18 protein-coding genes are annotated in these 16,831 nt (G+C 69.8%); 8 read left to right on the forward strand and 10 right to left on the reverse strand.

All coding sequences use genetic code 11. From position 1 onward, the window contains the following. Positions 1-45: 45 nt before the first annotated feature. Complete coding sequence (locus MKI84_RS07180; protein WP_241617960.1) at positions 46-669, forward strand: F0F1 ATP synthase subunit B; 624 nt, start codon at positions 46-48, stop codon at positions 667-669. Between the two features lie 10 nt (positions 670-679). Further along, complete coding sequence (locus MKI84_RS07185) at positions 680-1,162, forward strand: F0F1 ATP synthase subunit B family protein (RefSeq protein ID WP_241617963.1); 483 nt, start codon at positions 680-682, stop codon at positions 1,160-1,162. 96 nt (positions 1,163-1,258) lie between these two features. Here MKI84_RS07185 and MKI84_RS07190 read toward each other — a convergent pair whose 3' ends face one another. The 3 genes from MKI84_RS07190 to MKI84_RS07200 form a co-directional block, all read right to left on the reverse strand. Beyond that, positions 1,259-1,834, reverse strand: a complete 576-nt coding sequence (locus MKI84_RS07190) for a hypothetical protein (RefSeq protein WP_241617965.1) — start codon at positions 1,832-1,834, stop codon at positions 1,259-1,261. A gap of 104 nt (positions 1,835-1,938) precedes the next feature. Beyond that, positions 1,939-3,219 (reverse strand): cell wall hydrolase, encoded by a 1,281-nt coding sequence (locus tag MKI84_RS07195; protein WP_241617967.1) that lies wholly within the window; start codon positions 3,217-3,219, stop codon positions 1,939-1,941. Between the two features lie 174 nt (positions 3,220-3,393). Then, positions 3,394-4,416, reverse strand: a complete 1,023-nt coding sequence (locus tag MKI84_RS07200) for an L-threonylcarbamoyladenylate synthase (protein WP_241617969.1) — start codon at positions 4,414-4,416, stop codon at positions 3,394-3,396. A 224-nt stretch (positions 4,417-4,640) separates the two neighbouring features. Between MKI84_RS07200 and MKI84_RS07205 the strand changes: the two genes are divergently transcribed. From MKI84_RS07205 to MKI84_RS07215, 3 genes are read left to right on the forward strand one after another with little or no spacing between them, the layout of a single operon-like run. Further along, on the forward strand, positions 4,641-5,570 hold the full coding sequence (locus MKI84_RS07205) for a histone deacetylase family protein (protein ID WP_241617971.1): 930 nt from the start codon (positions 4,641-4,643) through the stop codon (positions 5,568-5,570). Positions 5,571-5,619: 49 nt separating this feature from the next. After that, positions 5,620-5,862, forward strand: a complete 243-nt coding sequence (locus tag MKI84_RS07210; protein ID WP_241617973.1) for an exodeoxyribonuclease VII small subunit — start codon at positions 5,620-5,622, stop codon at positions 5,860-5,862. 10 nt (positions 5,863-5,872) lie between these two features. Beyond that, on the forward strand, positions 5,873-6,346 hold the full coding sequence (locus MKI84_RS07215; RefSeq protein ID WP_241617975.1) for a DUF1284 domain-containing protein: 474 nt from the start codon (positions 5,873-5,875) through the stop codon (positions 6,344-6,346). Here MKI84_RS07215 and MKI84_RS07220 read toward each other — a convergent pair. The 3 genes from MKI84_RS07220 to MKI84_RS07230 are packed head-to-tail and all read right to left on the reverse strand — an operon-like array spanning position 6,309 to position 8,448. Further along, entirely contained in the window at positions 6,309-6,563 is a 255-nt protein-coding gene (locus tag MKI84_RS07220; RefSeq protein ID WP_241617977.1) for a DUF1272 domain-containing protein, read from the reverse strand. The genes MKI84_RS07215 and MKI84_RS07220 overlap by 38 nt on opposite strands. A gap of 9 nt (positions 6,564-6,572) precedes the next feature. Further along, positions 6,573-7,160, reverse strand: coding sequence for a protein-S-isoprenylcysteine O-methyltransferase (locus MKI84_RS07225; RefSeq protein WP_241617978.1), 588 nt, complete (start codon positions 7,158-7,160; stop codon positions 6,573-6,575). A gap of 10 nt (positions 7,161-7,170) precedes the next feature. Further along, on the reverse strand, positions 7,171-8,448 hold the full coding sequence (locus MKI84_RS07230) for a hypothetical protein (RefSeq protein WP_241617980.1): 1,278 nt from the start codon (positions 8,446-8,448) through the stop codon (positions 7,171-7,173). Positions 8,449-8,674: 226 nt separating this feature from the next. On the opposite strand from MKI84_RS07230, the gene dxs reads away from it, so the two are divergent. From dxs to MKI84_RS07245, 3 genes are read left to right on the forward strand one after another with little or no spacing between them, the layout of a single operon-like run. Continuing rightward, complete coding sequence (gene dxs / locus MKI84_RS07235) at positions 8,675-10,633, forward strand: 1-deoxy-D-xylulose-5-phosphate synthase (RefSeq protein ID WP_241617982.1); 1,959 nt, start codon at positions 8,675-8,677, stop codon at positions 10,631-10,633. A gap of 9 nt (positions 10,634-10,642) precedes the next feature. Beyond that, the gene (locus MKI84_RS07240) at positions 10,643-11,389 is read left to right on the forward strand and encodes a TlyA family RNA methyltransferase (RefSeq protein ID WP_241617984.1); all 747 of its coding nucleotides are present in this window, start codon (positions 10,643-10,645) and stop codon (positions 11,387-11,389) included. Positions 11,390-11,394: 5 nt separating this feature from the next. After that, positions 11,395-12,660, forward strand: a complete 1,266-nt coding sequence (locus MKI84_RS07245; RefSeq protein ID WP_241617985.1) for a class I SAM-dependent RNA methyltransferase — start codon at positions 11,395-11,397, stop codon at positions 12,658-12,660. Between the two features lie 32 nt (positions 12,661-12,692). Here MKI84_RS07245 and MKI84_RS07250 read toward each other — a convergent pair whose 3' ends face one another. The 4 genes from MKI84_RS07250 to aroC form a co-directional block, all read right to left on the reverse strand. Next, complete coding sequence (locus tag MKI84_RS07250) at positions 12,693-13,526, reverse strand: DUF1194 domain-containing protein (RefSeq protein ID WP_241617987.1); 834 nt, start codon at positions 13,524-13,526, stop codon at positions 12,693-12,695. Positions 13,527-13,675: 149 nt separating this feature from the next. After that, complete coding sequence (gene ribB / locus MKI84_RS07255) at positions 13,676-14,980, reverse strand: 3,4-dihydroxy-2-butanone-4-phosphate synthase (RefSeq protein WP_241617989.1); 1,305 nt, start codon at positions 14,978-14,980, stop codon at positions 13,676-13,678. A gap of 92 nt (positions 14,981-15,072) precedes the next feature. Then, complete coding sequence (locus MKI84_RS07260; RefSeq protein ID WP_241617991.1) at positions 15,073-15,657, reverse strand: P-loop NTPase family protein; 585 nt, start codon at positions 15,655-15,657, stop codon at positions 15,073-15,075. After that, the gene (aroC, locus tag MKI84_RS07265; RefSeq protein ID WP_241617992.1) at positions 15,639-16,751 is read right to left on the reverse strand and encodes a chorismate synthase; all 1,113 of its coding nucleotides are present in this window, start codon (positions 16,749-16,751) and stop codon (positions 15,639-15,641) included. The genes MKI84_RS07260 and aroC overlap by 19 nt, the downstream gene beginning before the upstream one ends. Positions 16,752-16,831 lie beyond the last annotated feature (80 nt).

Raw genomic sequence — 16,831 nt, forward strand, 5'->3', positions numbered from 1 at the left:
GGAGCCGACGCCGCCCGTCCTGCTTTGATCGAGGAAGCCTGAACCATGTCTGAGACCCTGGGTCCGGCGATTATCGTCGTCGCCTCGACGGAAACTGCGCAGGCCACGCCGCATGCCGGTGGTGCCGCTGTTGCTGACGGCGTCGTGATTGCCGTTCCTCCCGGCGAGGCGCATGGCAGCTCCTTCCCGCCCTTCGACGTCACCACCTTCCCCTCCCAGCTCATCTGGCTGGTGATCGCCTTCGCGGCGCTCTACCTGCTGATGAGCCGCATCGCGCTGCCGCGCATCGCCAACATCCTCGAAGAGCGCCACGATCGTATCGCGGACGATCTTGAGGAAGCCGGCAAGATGCGGGCGGAGAGCGAGGCGGCGGCCAAGGCCTATGAGGCGGCGCTGTCCAGCGCGCGCGGCAAGGCTCACGGCATCGCCACCGAGACCCGCGACAAGCTCTCGGCGGAAGCCGAGGCGAGCCGCAAAGCGCTGGAAGCCGGGCTTGCGGACAAGCTGTCCACGGCCGAGGCCCAGATCGCGTCCACCAAGACGGCGGCCATGGCCAATGTCCGCGGCATTGCCGTGGATGCGGCCGGCACCATCGTCAGCACGCTGATCGGCACCGCTCCCGCCTCCCAGGCGGTCGAGGCGGCAGTCGATCAGGCCATCGAGAACTGAGGGAACGGCCATGGGTAGCGATACTTTCTGGGTTGCCGTCGCCTTCGTGATCTTCATGGGGATCGTGATCAAGGCCGGCGCCTTTTCAAGGATGGGCGCGGCGCTCGACCAGCGTGGCGAGCGCATCCGCACCGAGCTGGAAGAAGCCCGCCGGCTGAAGGAAGAGGCGCAGAAGCTGGTCGCCGAATATAAGCGTCGCCAGCACGAGGCCGAGGAAGAGGCGGAGACCATCATCTCCACCGCCCGCGCCGAGGCCGAGCGTCTCGCGGCCGAGACCAAGACCAAGCTGGAAGAGCTGATTGCCCGCCGCACCAAGATGGCGGAGCAGAAGATCGCCCAGGCCGAAGCGCAGGCGCTGGCCGACGTGAAGGCTGCGGCGGCCGACGCGGCGGTGAAGGCGGCGGAAACGCTGCTGGCGGCCAATGTCGTCGGTCAGACTGCCGACCGCCTGCTCGACGATGCGGTGGCCGAGGTGAAGAACAAGCTCAACTGAGCGGCGGTTTCCCGATACATCTACCTTGAACGCCCGGCCTCGCGCCGGGCGTTCTGCTTTGGGCGGTGCCTGGCCGTGCTCCGGGCCGCTCACGCTCTAATTCACGCTTACCGACAGCGTGTAGCGGCAGCTCTGGCCTTCGAGGATCGCCGCGCGCATCTGGAACACCGAGAGCTGATAGGCGGCATCGGCCGGCAGCGTGCCGGTGAAGGCGCTGCTCCCGTCCGTACCGTTGAACAGGATCGAGCCGTCCGGCTTCGCGACATCGAAGACGCAGGCATCGCTGCCTTGGCTCGCCAGCACCACCGTCAGGGTCTGCCCGGCGCGGGCCTTCAGCGTGTAAAGCGCGGTGTCCGACCCGCTCACCGTGCCGGAGACGCTCGCGGAGCTGGTGCCGGGCGCGAAATGCAGGGCCTGCTGGCTGTCAGCGGCGTGCGCCGGCGAGACAAGCGCGGGCAGGACAAGCGTGGGCAGGACAAGCATAGGTAGGCCAAGCGCGGGCAGCGCAAGCATCGCGCGGCCAAGCGCGGCGACGGCAATTGCCGACGGGACCCTGGCGCGGAGCGGCGCGGCGCGCGTGGGGACGGTCTGTCCCCCATGATCGTGAGCTGTGGCGGGGCGGGGCGGGCGCCGGCCGTCGTGGTTGCCGGGAAAGACCGCGATCTCGGTCATGGTCGCGCCTTCCTGGCGGTTTCGCCGGTGATCGGGAGCCTCCAACAAGGATAGGCCGCGCGCGTCAGGCGTCGAGGGGGTGGGCGTCGAGGGGGCGGCCCCGCTCAGCTCGTCCAGCGCCGGGGGCGGTAGAAGGTGTGCTCACCGATGCGGTCGAGCTTACGCATCTCGCGGATCCAGTTCGGCCGCACCGAACGGGCGTGGTAATGCGTGGCACGGCCCACCTGCTCGTCCCAGATCCTGCCGTCCAGCATGTCGTCGGCGATGCGCTGCGCCTGCTGCCAGAGCTTGGGCTCGGTCACCACGTCGCGGATGTTGTCGCAGGCGAATGTGAACTGGCAGGCCAGCTTGCGATGGGCGTTCTGGTAGACCGCGCGGCAGATATCGGCCGGGTAATAGCCGGAGAAGACGCGGTTCATCACCACCTGCGCCACCGCGATCTGGCCGCGTTCCGGCTCGCCCCGGCTCTCGAAATACACCGCTTCCGCGAGGCATTTCAGCGAGCGTTCAAGGCGCTTGCCGGAAAGGCCGAGCCGCTCCGCCGGGCTCGGGCCGCCGAGCGCATGGGGGCGACCGTCCGGCTCGCCGGACTTGGCGGCGAGGGTGGTGCCGCTATCGGGCAGCGGCGCCTCGACATGCAGGAAGGGCTGCGGCGGCAGCGCGTCGCGGTTCGAGGAGAAGATGAGCGCGCTCTCGCGATAGATCGGCGTCGCGGCGCTGAAGGAAACCGCCCGCGTTTCCGCGCCTGTCGCGGCGCCATCGGCCCGGTCGCCGCTCTCGTCGGCGCCGAGTGTGATCGCCTCCGCCTCAAGCTCGGCGGGGTCGCCAGTAGGGTCGCCGGCCGAGATCGAATCGACGCCGCCCAAGGCCAGCGCGGTGCGGTCCGTGCCTTCCGCGACATCGTCGGCTTCGTGCGGATCGGTGCCGATCCCCGCATCGGCGAGGAAGATGCCGGTGCCGGTGGTGCCGCCGGCTGCCGTCGCGCGACTCTCGCCGCCGGTCCCGGTGCCGGAGCCCGCGACGCTCTCGGGCGTCTGCTGGCCGGCGCGGTCTTCCGGCTCGATGGTCTGTTCCTCGTTTGCCGCCAGCCGGTCGGCCTTGGGCGCGCGGTTCACCTCATTGAGGCTGCCGCCGATCCGGGGCGGCTCGTCGATCGAGGTGCCGAGCAGCGGAGAGCGCGTGGAGGGCCAGGCGAAGGTCGCGGCCTTGAGGGTGTGGAAGGCGCCGGAATAGACCGAGAGCCGCGCCCGCTCGGCAATGCCGGGCTGGTGGGCGAGCAGGCCCGCAATATCCTGCCGGCCGATGCCGGTGCTGGCGCCGCAGGTCCCCGCGACCAGCAGGGCCGCCCACAGGCCGAGACGCCGAGATCGAGTGATAGCCCCCATGCGACAACGCCTACGCAACAAACCGCCCGCAACAATCCCGTTGCCGGCCGTGTCGCTCCTGCCACAGGCAAGGCATCGCGTGCCGACAAATATGGTTGTCGCAGATTAACCTTGCGGGGCGGTTAATGACCTCGCGGAATCCAGCATCGGCACCGATCGGCGGCCGGGCGTCGTTCAGCGCGGCGCGGCCGCGCGCTCCAGCCGGTCGCGAATGCCCTCGCCGAGCCCCTCGCGCGGCAGCGGCACCACGGCGATGCCGGCGGCGCCGGTGGTGTCGAGCGCGCGCAGATGGGCGAACAGGTTGGCGGCGGCCTCGATCAGGTCGGCCCCCGGGCTGAGATCGAGAATCGCGGCGGCGTGCGCGCTGCCCGGCGGCCGTGCGCCGGCGTAGGTCAGCAGCGCCTCACCGGGGCGCACCTCGCGCGCGTCGAGCCGCACCGGCACCGAGGGCGCGTAATGCGAGGCCATCATGCCCGGCGCAATCAGCTCGTCGGCCGTGCTCCGCGGCGTGGCGTGGCGGGCGAGCCTCGCACCGAGCGCGCGCTCGATCTCCGCCCGCGCGAGCCCGCCGGGGCGCAGCAGGGCGGGGGGCGCAACGGTGGCGTCGAGAATGGTGGATTCGATGCCCACGGCGCAGGGGCCGGCATCGAGGATCAGGTCGATCGCGCCGTCGAGATCGGCGAGCACATGCTCGGCCGTGGTGGGCGAGACATGGCCGGAACGGTTCGCGCTCGGCGCGGCGATCGGCCGGCCGGCCGCGCGCAGCACGGCGAGGGCCACCTCATGGGCGGGCACACGGATGGCGACGCTGGAATGGCCGGCGCGGGCTAGCTCGCTCGTCGCCTCCGGCTTGGCCGGCACCACCAGCGTCAGCGGGCCGGGCCAGAACCGCGTCGCCAGCGCGAGCGCCTCGGCCGGAAAATGGCCGACGCGGCGGGCGGCGTCGAGGTCCGGCACATGGGCGATCAGCGGGTTGAAGGAGGGGCGCCCCTTGGCGGCATAGAGCCGGGCCACCGCCACCGGATCGGTGGCGTCGCAGGCGAGGCCGTAGACGGTCTCGGTGGGCAGCGCGACCAGCCCGCCGGCGCGCAGCACGCGGGCGGCTTCCTCGATGCCGGCGCGGTCCGCCGCCAGCCGCCGCGTGGTTGGCGGGTGGGCCGCGGGCCGATAGGATGCAGGCTCGCTCAACGCGCTCATTCCTTCCGCCGCGCGGCCCCTGCCGCACGGCTCTGCAAAAGCCGGCTCGATAAGGGTTTGCCGGGGCAGGGTCAACCGCCGAGGGGCGGCGCGAAAAAACCGTGCGACCCTCGGCCGCCCGGTGGCACGGCCATCGTGCGTGGCATATCGTCCACCACTGCCTATATCTGGATCAAGACCAAACACGCCTGCCGCCAGAACCGACAAGGGTCCAAGGAACGCCAATGACCACCCTGCTCATCCAGCACGACGCCTGCCTCGACCATCTCACGCCCTCCGGCCACCCGGAGCGGCCGGACCGCGTGCGCGTGCTCAATCGCGTGTTCGAGGCGGAGAATTTCGCCATGCTCGCCCGTGAGCAGGCCCCGGTCGGCGCGCGCGAGGACATTGTGCGGGTGCACCCGGAGGATTTCGTCGCGGCGCTGGAGGAGGCGATGCCTACCGAGGGTCTGGTGCGGATCGACGGCGACACGGTGATGTCGCCCGGCACCGGGGAAGCGATCTGGCGCGGGGTCGGCGGCGCGGTGCTCGGCGTCGACGAGGTGATGACCGGTAAGGTGACGAATGCCTTCGTCTCGATGCGCCCGCCCGGCCACCATGCCGAGACGCGCACGCCCATGGGCTTCTGCCTGTTCAACAATGTCGCCATCGCCGCGCGCCATGCCCAGAAGACCTACGGCATCCACCGCGTGGCGATCGTCGATTTCGATGTGCATCACGGCAATGGCACGCAGGAAATCTTCTGGTCCGATCCGTCCGTCATGTACGCCTCGACCCACCAGATGCCGCTGTTCCCGGGCACCGGCGCGGTGGGCGAGCGCGGCACGTCGGACAATATCGTCAACGCGCCGCTGCGCTCGGGCGATGGCGGCGAGCAGTTCAAGGAGGCGTTCGAGAGCCGCATCCTGCCGCGGCTCAATGCCTTCGGCCCGGAACTGGTGATCATCTCCGCCGGCTTCGACGCCCATACACGCGACCCGCTCGCCACGCTCAACCTGCTGGAAGACGATTTCGCCTGGGTCACCAAGAAGCTGATGGACGTCGCCGACAAGCATTGCGGCGGCAAGATCGTCTCGGTGCTGGAAGGCGGCTACGACCTTGAGGGCCTCGCACGCTCCGCTTCCGCACATGTGACGGCGCTCATGCGCGGGTGATCCTGTATAAGCGGGGCCGGAAACGGATTCGCGAATGAGGGAGAGCGCCATGACCGATGCGGCGGATGTTGTCGGCCTGAGCTTCGAGAAAGCGCTGGCCGAGCTGGAGACGATTGTCGGCAAGCTGGAAGCCGGCAATGTCCCGCTTGAGGAATCGATCGCGCTCTATGCCCGCGGCGAGGCGCTCAAAGCGCGTTGCGACGCGCTGCTGAAGGACGCCGAGGCGCGGGTGGAAAAGATCACGCTCGGCGCCGACGGCCGGCCGGGCGTGCAGCCGCTCGACCCGCATTAAGCGGCGCGCCATGACGGTGCGCCTGCGCGCCCATCATCTGCTGTGCCTGCTGACCTATGTCGGCAAGGGCTACACCCCGGCCTTCGTCGCCCATTACGACCGCGTGGTGGCGCGGCTGGAGGCGGGGGAGGCGGCGGAACTTGTGGAGGGGCCGGACGAGATCTGTGCCCCGATGCTGGCAGACGGCCATCACTGCTTCAATGCCAGCATAAAAGAGCGCGACGCGCAGGCGCGCGAGGCGCTCAGCCTCCATCTCGGCCGGTCGCTGGAGGCGGGCGCGAGCCTCGCGCTCGACGCCGCGACCATCGCCCGGCTGCGCGCGGGCTTTGCCGAAGGGACGATCCGCGCCGCGTGCCTGGGCTGCCAATGGGCGGCGCTCTGCGACGATATCGCCGCCTCCGGCTTCCGCGCCGTGCGGCTGCATGGCGAAGCAGGCGTGCCCGCTCTCAGCTCGCCTTCGCCTTGCGGCATCCGTCCGGATTGAACACCCGCACCCGTGAGGGCGGGTTGGCTGCGAGCTTGGCCGCCGGGCGCACCGGACGGCGCACCAGTTCGCCCCCGCAATTGGGGCAGGCGCCGCCGAGCACATTTTCCGCGCAGTCCGCGCAATAGGTGCACTCGAAGGAGCAGATGAAGGCGTCGCGCGCGCCGGGTGGCAGGTCGCGGTCGCAGCACTCGCAGCCCGGTCGCAGTTCCAGCATCGTCGCCCCTCAGTAGATGCCCGGCACCACCCGTGCGGTGCGCGCCATGTAATCCTGATATTCCTTGCCGAACGTGTCCAGCATCATCGCTTCTTCGCGACCGACGCGGAAGGCGAACAGGATGCCGAAGCCGATGAAGCCGGCCGGGCCGGCGATCCAGTTCGGGATCAGGATGAGCTGCGCCAGCGCCCACAGGAAGAAGGCGGAATACATGGGGTGGCGCACATGGCGGTAGACACCGCCGGTGATCAGCTTGTGGCTGTCCTTGATCTCCAGCGTCACCGACCAGTTCTTGCCGAGGTCCTTGTGGGTGCGGCGGAACAGCCAGAGGCTGAAGATGAACACGGCGGTGCCGAGCGCGAACTGCACCCAGGAATAGGGATAGTTCGCGAAATTGAACACGCGGGAGGTGGCCCAGAGCAGCGGCACGATACCGAGCCCGCAGGTCGAGCACATCAGCAGCACGGTCTCGCGCAGCCGGTCGCGCACGTCGACCACGCGCTCGCGCTTCACCTTGCGCTCGAACGGGATGCGGATGAGATACCAGCCGATGACCCCGGAGGCCCAGACGATCTTGGCGGCGAGAAGGAGGTTCATGAAAGGTCCGTCAGTTGGGCGCGTCGCGACGCGAGCCGTCCGGCGCGAAATGGCCGATCGGTCCGTCCGGGCTGTAGGTGAGGTCGGAAAAGCGGATCGGGCCGAGCGCGAACATGAAATAGTCGTAGGAGGCCGGGCGCTCATTGGCCAGCATGAACTGGTAATGGATGCGCATGGTTGACCAGCGCAGCTTCCGGAGTTTTTCCGGCGTCAGCATGGTCTTGATATTGGCGTTGCGCAGTACCGGAGCGCCGAGGTTTTCCATGTCGAACTCGCTGCGCGTCAGCGTGACCGGATGGAACTTGTAGAAATTGATGGCGTCGTGCCGGGCCTGGTACTCCACCCAGTGGATGCCCTTCGCGCCCGCCACCCGCGCCGCCTGCCGGCGGACGCGCTCGCCCTGCGGGTGCAGGGCCAGCTTGGGGATGGTCGCCCCGCAGGTCAGAAGGCTCAGCCGCACCGGACCAGCGGCCAGCGAGGGCTCGCGGTCGAGCACCCGGTCGAGCACGCCGAGCATCAGCGTCGCGCCCAGGCTATGGCCGACCAGCAGGATTTCGCCATAGGCGCCCGAGCGCAGCTTCTCGATGACGATGTCGGCGAAGCGGTCGAGCCGTTTGTCGAGGATCGCCACCTCGCCGCGCAGATACTGGCGCGCGACATCCCAGTCGTCGAGCGCCTGATGCAGCCGCCAGCGCCGGCCGGGCTGGTGGAACAGCCCCATGAACACGCCGGCCGCGACGAGGGCGCCGAGCAGCACCGCCGCGATTGTCGGCACGAAGGGCGCAGCCAGTGCGGCCGCGATCCCGCCGGCCAGCGCGCCAGCCGCCGCGAACAGGGCGATGATGACGAAGGGAAAGAAGAAAAACCCGCCATAGCGCGGGCTCGCCTTCACATAGCGCCCGGCAGTGCCGTTGATCAGGAATTCGATGAGCGCGGCAAAGCCCCGCCACAGCCGCACATGATTGGGCCGGTCGTCGAGTTCGACGACGATATCCTCCCAGCGCAGGATGCCGTATTCGGTCTCCTGCCGCCAGTTCGGCCCATGGGTGCGCACGTCCCAGCGCGCGAGCGGCGCCGCGCCGTCATCGATGCGGCCGGACACCTCCACCCCGAACGACCACAGGCTTGCGAAGCGCTGCGCCTGATGGGCGAAGCGGCCGTGGTGATAGTCCATATCGGTGGGGTCGTGGCCCGGGAGGAACAGCACCAGCCGGCGGGGTGTGGCCTCGCCGGTCGACTGCTGGCCCTCGACGGCCGATTCCGCGCTCACCGGCGCTGCCTCATTCATGAAGCGGTTCTAACGGAAGCTCGGGCGCGATGCCAATCTTTGCGCCGCTGCCGGCGCCGGTCTCCACATGCGGTTTAGTGCAAGGCGGCTGCTGACGGTATCGCGCACCGGCACGCCGGGGTGCGCCCGCGCGTTGCGCGGCGGGGACGCATTGTGTATGCCGTTGACCTTCGCCCAAAGGCCCCCATCTTGCTTTATGGGGTTGGGTGATAGACCGGAGACATACTTGACCCGTCCCTCGACGCCGCTCCTCGACACGATCCGTGAGCCGGCCGACCTTCGTCGGCTGTCCGACGAGAAGCTGCCGCAACTCGCGGCCGAGCTTCGCGAGGAGACCATCGACGCGGTGTCCGTCACCGGCGGGCATCTGGGCGCCGGGCTTGGCGTGGTGGAGCTTACCGTCGCGCTGCACCACGTCTTTGATACGCCTCATGACCGGTTGATCTGGGATGTCGGCCATCAGTGCTACCCGCACAAGATACTGACCGGCCGCCGCGAGCGCATCCGCACGCTGCGCATGGGCGCGGGGCTTTCCGGCTTCACCAACCGCACCGAGAGCACCTACGACCCGTTCGGCGCCGGCCATTCCTCGACCTCGATCTCTGCCGGGCTCGGCATGGCGGTCGCGCGCGATCTCCAGGCCGCGCTCGACCCGGAGGCGGGCCGGCGCAACGTGGTCTGCGTCATCGGCGACGGCGCGATGTCGGCGGGCATGGCCTATGAGGCGATGAACAATGCCGGCGCGATGGATTCGCGCCTCATCGTCATCCTCAACGACAACGACATGTCGATCGCCCCGCCCGTGGGCGCGATGTCGGCCTATCTCGCCCGTCTCCTGTCCGGGCGCACCTACCGCTCCCTGCGCGAGACCGCAAAGCAGCTCGCCGGCAATCTGCCGAAGTTCTTCGGCCGGCAGGCGGCGCGGGCGGAAGAGTTCGCGCGCGGCTTCTGGACCGGCGGCACGCTGTTCGAGGAACTCGGCTTCTATTATGTCGGCCCGATCGACGGGCATAATCTCGACCATCTGCTCCCGGTTCTGCGCAATGTGCGCGATTCCGAGGCGGGGCCGATCCTGGTCCATGTCGTCACCCAGAAGGGCAAGGGTTATCCGCCGGCGGAGGCGTCGGCCGACAAATATCACGGCGTGCAGCGCTTCGACGTCGCCACCGGCACGCAGAAGAAAGCGGTTTCCAACGCCCCGAGCTACACCTCCGTCTTCGCCGAGAGCCTCATCGACGAGGCGCGGCGCGACGACAAGATCGTCGCCATCAACGCCGCCATGCCGGCCGGCACCGGGCTCGACCTGTTCGCCCGCGAATTCCCCGAGCGCAGCTTCGATGTCGGCATCGCCGAGCAGCACGCCGTGACCTTCGCCGCCGGGCTGGCGACCGAGGGCTACAAGCCGTTCTGCGCGCTCTATTCCACCTTCCTGCAGCGCGCCTATGACCAGATCGTGCATGACGTGGTGATCCAGCGCCTGCCGGTGCGCTTCGCCATCGACCGCGCCGGGCTGGTCGGTGCGGATGGCGCGACCCATGTCGGGGCGTTCGACGTGCCGATGCTGGCCTGTCTGCCGGGCATGGTGGTGATGGCGGCGGCCGACGAGGCCGAACTGGTCCATATGGTCGCCACCGCGAGCGCCTATGACGAGGGTCCGATCGCCTTCCGCTATCCGCGCGGCGAGGGCGTTGGCGCCGAACGTCCCGCCCATGGCGTTCCGCTGGAGATCGGGCGCGGGCGCATCGTGCGCGAGGGCACCAAAGTCGCGCTGCTGTCGCTCGGCACCCGGCTCGCCCCCTGCCTTGCGGCGGCCGAGCAACTGGGCGGCTTCGGCCTCTCGACCACCGTCGCCGATGCCCGCTTCGCCCGCCCGCTCGACCGCGAACTGATCCTGCGGCTCGCCCGCGAGCACGAGGTGCTGGTCACGGTGGAGGAGGGCGCCATTGGCGGCTTCGGCAGCCATGTTCTCACCCTGCTGGCGGAAGAGGGCGCGCTGGCGCGCGGGCTCAAGGTGCGCACGCTGCACCTGCCGGACCGCTTCCTCGATCACGACACCCCCGCCGCGCAGCTCAAGGCCGCCGGCCTCGATACGGATGGTATCGTGCGCGGCGTGCTCGGCACGCTCGGTCTCGGCGCGGGCGGAGTAAACGCCGGCTCGGCGGTGCCCGCCGCCCTGCTGGGCTGACGGCCGGTCGTGGCGGCGCAGGACAGTCCGGCACGCGAGCGCGCCGATCGCGTGCTGGTGGCGCGCGGCCTGTTCGACAGCCGCGCCCGCGCGCAGGCCGCGATCAATGCCGGGCTGGTGCGCGTCGCCGGCCGGCCTTTGGTCAAGCCCTCCGACATGATCGACCCCGCCGCCAATATCGAGGCGCGCGAGGCCTATGAATGGGTGTCCCGCGCCGGCCTCAAGCTGGAAGCCGCGCTCGATGCCGCCGGGCTCGACGTCACCGGTCTTGAGGCGCTCGATGTCGGCGCCTCCACTGGCGGCTTTACGCAGGTGCTGCTGGCGCGCGGCGCCGTCCGGGTCCACGCCGTGGATGTCGGGCGCGACCAGCTCCACGCCCGGCTGCGCGGCGATCCGCGCGTCGTGTCGCTGGAGGAGACCGACATCCGCACGCTGGCGCCCGGCGCCGTGCCGGCGGCCGATATCGTCACCATCGATGTCAGCTTCATTGGCCTCGCCGCCGTGCTGCCGGCCGCGCTCGCCCATGCCGCGCCCTCGGGCCGGCTGGTGGCGCTGGTGAAGCCGCAATTCGAGGTCGGCCGCGCTCATCTCTCCAAGGGCGGCATCGTGAAGGACGCCCGCGCGCGCCTCGACGTGGTCGACCGCATCGTCGCCCGGCTCGCCGAACTCGGCTGGGTGGTCTCGCATCGGCTCGCCTCGCCGATCGCGGGTGGCGACGGCAATGAGGAATTCCTGCTGGTGGCGGCGCGGAGCTGAACGACATGTCCCTCACCTCGCTCGTCACCCTGACCATCGACCGGCTCGGCCATCGCGGCGACGCCATTGCCGACACGCCGGAGGGGCCGGTCTATGTGCCGCTGGCCCTGCCCGGCGAGCGGGTCGAGGTCGAGCGCGAGGGCGATCGCGCCCGCCTCGTCTCGGTGCTTGAGCCGAGCGCGGAGCGCGTCGAGCCCATCTGCCGCCATGTCGGCCTGTGCGGCGGCTGCACCTTCCAGCATTGGCAGGCCGAGCCCTACCGGCAGTGGAAGCGCGCTCTGGTGGTCGATGCGCTGGCCCGCGAGCGACTGGAGGCGCCGGTTGGCGAGCTGGTCGCCGCCCATGGCGAGGGCCGGCGCCGCGCCACCTTCCATGCGCGCGGCACCGCCGGCAGCGCCCGGCCGGGGCAGGATGTGCTGGCGGTCGGTTTTGCCGGCCGGCGCAGCCATGCCGTGGTCGCCATCGATGCCTGCCCGATCCTCGCATCCTCGCTGGACGGGGCGCTGCCGGCCGCCTGGGCGGTGGCGCAGGTGCTGGCGCCGCTGGCCAAGCCACTCGACATTCAGGTCACCGCCACGGAGACCGGGCTCGACATGGATGTGCGCGGCTCCGGCCCGCTCAAGCCCGCGCGCGTCGCGATGCTGGCGCGGCTGGCGGGCGAGCATCGGCTGGCGCGCCTCACGCGCCATGGCGAGCTGGTGCTGCAGCGCGAGCCGCCGATGCTGACCATGGGCCGTGCCCGCGTCGCGCTGCCGCCGGGTTCGTTCCTTCAGGCCACCGCCGAGGGCGAGGCGGTGCTGGCGCAGGCCGTGCTCGCGGCGGTGACAGCGGCGAAGGCGAAGCATGTCGCGGATCTGTTCTGCGGCGTCGGCACCTTCGCGCTGCGCCTCGCCGAGATCGCCCGCGTCGGCGCGTTCGAATCCCATGCCGGCGCTGTCGAGGCACTGGGGAAGGCGGCGCGCTTTACCGCCGGCCTCAAGCCCATTGCCGCCGAGGCGCGCGACCTGTTCCGCCGCCCGCTGCTGCCGATGGAGCTGAAAGCCTACGACGCCGTGGTGTTCGACCCCCCGCGCCAGGGCGCGGAGGCGCAGGCCCGCCAGTTGGCGGCGTCAAAGGTGCCGCTGGTGATCGGTGTGTCCTGCGATCCGGCGACCTTCGCCCGCGACGCCCGGCTGCTGGTCGATGGCGGCTACCGGCTGGAGAGCGTGACGCCGGTCGACCAGTTCCTCTATTCCACCCATGTCGAGCTGATTGGCGTGTTCCGGCGCTAGCGGGCTTGGATGCGGCCCCGTCGTCCCGCGTCTCAGTTCCCCCAGCGCTCCATCCACATGCGCTCGCCTATGGTGCACGAGACCCGCTTCTCGTCGCTGGCGTAATGGACGATCTGCTCCGGCGGTGGCTTCACGCCGGCGATTTCCAGCACCAGCTTGGTCTTGATCGCGGTGGCGAATTCGTGCGTGCCGCGCACCGGGATGACGAAGGCGCCCGGCCCGCCGATCACGCAGTCCTCGTAATAGATGTCGAGCTGGGGGATATCGAGCATCGAGCCGGCCGGTTCCTTCAGGATCAGCGGCAGCCCGTTGATGGTGATGCCGCGCTTCACGAGATCGTCGCGGGTCATGTCGACCATCGGGCCCTGATTGTTGGTGCCGTCGCCGGAAATGTCGATGACGCGCCGCAGCCCTTTGAAGGCATTGCCCTCGATCAGCGTGGCGCTGAACTCCATCGCCCCCGAGATCGAGGTGCGGTACACCCGCCGCAGCGGCGCCTGTCGGATGGCGTCGGCGAAGCCGGCGGCGTCGTCGGCATTGCCGATCACGGTCCAGTCCACCACCAGCTTCTGCTCGTCCGAGCCCGCCCATTCCACATAGGCCATGGCGACGCGCCCGTTCGGCCCGAGCTTCAGCGCGTTGAGAAATTCCTCGGAGGTGACGGCGGAGATGTAGCCGTCGCGCTGCAGCGCCAGTTCGTCGAGGTCCATGGAGTAGGAGACGTCGACCGCCAGCACCAGCTCGACATCCACCTGTCCGGCATCCCGCGGCTCGGCCGCCTGCGCACGGGTTGTCCATGCGCCGGAAGCCGTCCACGACGCGGACAGCATCGCCAACAGGAGCAGCCACGAACGCACATACGGCATCGCCACCTCCATCGGTGACGGGCTCCCGACATGTCAGGAAACCGTCACGAAGGATGGTGACACGGCCGGCAGGTCGCCAGAAGCCGAAATTGCGGGCAGGGTGGCGCGGTTTATGCCATTCGCGTGAGCGACGGTGCCGGGGTGCGCGCTCAGCCGTCCAGCGTTTCGGTGCCGGTGATCTCGATGCCGAAGCCGGCCACGCCGACATAGGTGCGATGGCGCGAGGCCAGCAGGCGAATCGACGAGATGCCGAGGTCCCGGAGAATCTGCGCGCCGAGCCCGATCTCGCGCCATTGCTCGTCACGCAGCCGCGAGGAATCCATCTTGTCGGTCTCGCCGACGCTGGTGACCGGCACGCCGGAGGTGCCGTCGCGCAGATAGACCAGCACGCCGCGCCCCTCGGCCTTGATGCGCTCCAGCGAGGCGCGGATCGCCTTGCCGCCGGTGAACACGTCGCCGATCGGGTCGGCGCGGTGCAGGCGCACCAGCACGTCGCGCCCGTCGCCGATCCGGCCATGCACCAAAGCGAGGTGGTTCACCGGCTCGAACGGGGTGACATAGGAAATGCCGTGCATCTCGCCGACCGCCGTGGGGGCGGTGAACTCGGCGGCGCGCGTCACCAGCTTCTCGCGCACCTGGCGATAGGCGATGAGGTCGGCGACCGAAATGCGCGTGAGCCCGTGCGCGCCGGCGAAATCGGTAACCTTCGGCCCGCGCATCACCGTGCCGTCGTCATTGACCAGCTCGCAGATCACGCCGACCGGCTCCAGCCCGGCGAGCTTGCACAGATCGACCGCCGCTTCGGTATGACCCGAACGCATCAGCACGCCGCCCTCGCGGGCGATCAGCGGGAAGATGTGGCCGGGGCGCACGAAATCGGCGGCGCCGGCATTGGAATTGGCGAGCCCGCGCACGGTGGCGGTGCGGTCCTCGGCAGAAATGCCGGTGGTGGTGCCGTGCTTGTAGTCGACGGAAATGGTGAAGGCGGTGGAGTGCGGCGCGTCGTTGTCGCTCACCATGGGCGACAGGCGCAGCCGCTTGGCGTGCTCGGCGGTGAGCGGCGTGCACACGATGCCGGAGGTGTGGCGCACGATGAACGCCATCTTCTCCGGGGTGGCGAACTGCGCGGCGACGATCAGGTCGCCCTCGTTCTCGCGGTCATCGTCATCGGTGACCACCAGCATCTCGCCGCGCTTGAAGGCTTCGATCGCGGCCTCGACGCGGCTCGCCAGATTGTCGCTCATGTCCGTCACCTCACCGATATCGAGCCCGAGGAAGTCGTTCGGCGTCACGGCGCCGCCCGTGGCGGCGGCGATGCGCGCGCCCGCTTCCCGCGAGACCCAGGCCTGCTGGTCCTTGCACAGCGCGGTGATGCTGGCGGGCGACAGGCCGACCGCGCGCGCAAAGGCGCTGCGTGTCGTGCCGGTGGTCTGGAGCCAGTCCGCGAGTTTCATGCCGGCAACATATGCCCGGCGAGGTTCAGTAGCAATGAAGGTGGCGGATGTTTTCAGCAATACTGAAATTGCGGTGCGGCACAGTCGCCGTGTCAGGCCAATCCGGTGAGGGCGTCGAGCACCCGCGCCACCAGATCGTCGAGGGCGTCGGCGCCGTCGGCACGCAGCACGGGCGCCCGCTGCCGCGCCAGCCACGCCTCGTGGCGCGCGCGGTTGCGGCCGTCGAAGCCGGGCGTGTCGTAGCCCTCCGCCCAGCGCCGGAAGGCGAGGTGCGCCGCGTGCATGTCGCCGCCGGGATCGATCCGCGCGCCGTGCCGCTGGCGCTCGCGCGCTGCCAGCCGCTCCATGCGCAGGGCGGTATCGGTCGCGACGAAGACAATCAGATCGACGTCGGCGATCAGCGCGTCGCCCCAGCCGTCGAACGCGCCGGTCAGCACCCAGCCGTCGGCGCCCAGCGCGCCGGCGATCCCCGCCACGCGCTGTTCGGGCGAGTTCTTCACCGTGTAGGGCGGATCAGTCGGCGCCCAATAGAACGCGTCGACATCGACATGGCGCAGGCCGAGCCGCCGGGCGACGGCCCGCCCGAGCGTGGTCACGCCGGCGCAGGAGGCGCCTGTGAAATAGAGCCGCGTCGCCCGCGCGCCCGTCGATGGCGTCGTCAGCGCGGGAAGGGCCATTGCGGCGGGGTGCCGACCTGCGCGCGGTTGCGCAGGAAATGGTCGGCCAGCACGCAGGCGACCATGGCCTCGCCCACCGGCACCGCGCGGATGCCGACGCACGGGTCGTGGCGGCCCTTGGTCACGATGTCGGCGTTCTCGCCATGGCGGGTCACGGTCTGGCGCGGGGTGAGGATCGAGGAGGTCGGCTTCACCGCGAAACGCGCCACCACCGGCTGCCCGGTGGAGATGCCGCCGAGAATGCCGCCGGCATGGTTGGCGAGGAACACCGGGCGCCCGTCATTGCCCATGCGCATCTCGTCGGCATTGTTCTCGCCGGTCAGCGCGGCGGAGGCGAAGCCCTCGCCAATCTCCACGCCCTTCACCGCGTTGATGCTCATCAGCGCGCCGGCCAGATCCGCGTCGAGCTTGCCGTAGATCGGGGCGCCGAGGCCCGGCGGCACGCCTTCGGCCACGATCTCGATCACCGCGCCGACCGAGGAACCGGATTTGCGGATGCCGTCGAGATAGCTCTCCATCCGCGCCGCCGCCTCGGCATCCGGGCAGAAGAACGGGTTGCGGCCGATCTCCGCGTCGTCCCAGTTGGCGCGGTCGATGCTGATCTCGCCCATCTGCACCAGCGCGCCGCGCACGGTCATGCCGGGCAGCACGAGGCGGGCGATCGCCCCCGCCGCGACGCGCACCGCGGTCTCGCGCGCGGAGGAGCGCCCGCCGCCGCGATGGTCGCGCAGGCCGTATTTCACGTCATAGGCGTAATCGGCATGGCCGGGGCGGTAGCTCTCGGAAATCGCCGAATAGTCCTTGGAGCGTTGGTCGACATTCTCGATCAGGAAGCCGATCGGCGTGCCGGTGGAGGTCAGCGTGCCGTCCTCGCTCGTGAGCACGCCGGAGAGGATCTTCACCTCGTCCGGCTCGCGGCGCTGGGTGGTGAATCGCGATGTGCCGGGCCGGCGCCGGTCCAGCGCCGCCTGCACGTCCTCCAGTCGGAAAGTGAGGCCGGGGGGGCAGCCGTCGATCACGCCGCCGATCGCCACGCCGTGGCTCTCGCCGAAGGTGGTGACGCGGAAAAGCTGGCCGAAGGTGTTGAAGGACATGGGCCACAAACACTTAAAAAGTGACGGATATCGGGCTTCTAGGCGGCTTGGGCACGGGCGTCAAACCGCTGCGCGCGTCC

This window comes from Ancylobacter gelatini, from assembly GCF_022601675.1.
Lineage (GTDB): Bacteria > Pseudomonadota > Alphaproteobacteria > Rhizobiales > Xanthobacteraceae > Ancylobacter > Ancylobacter gelatini.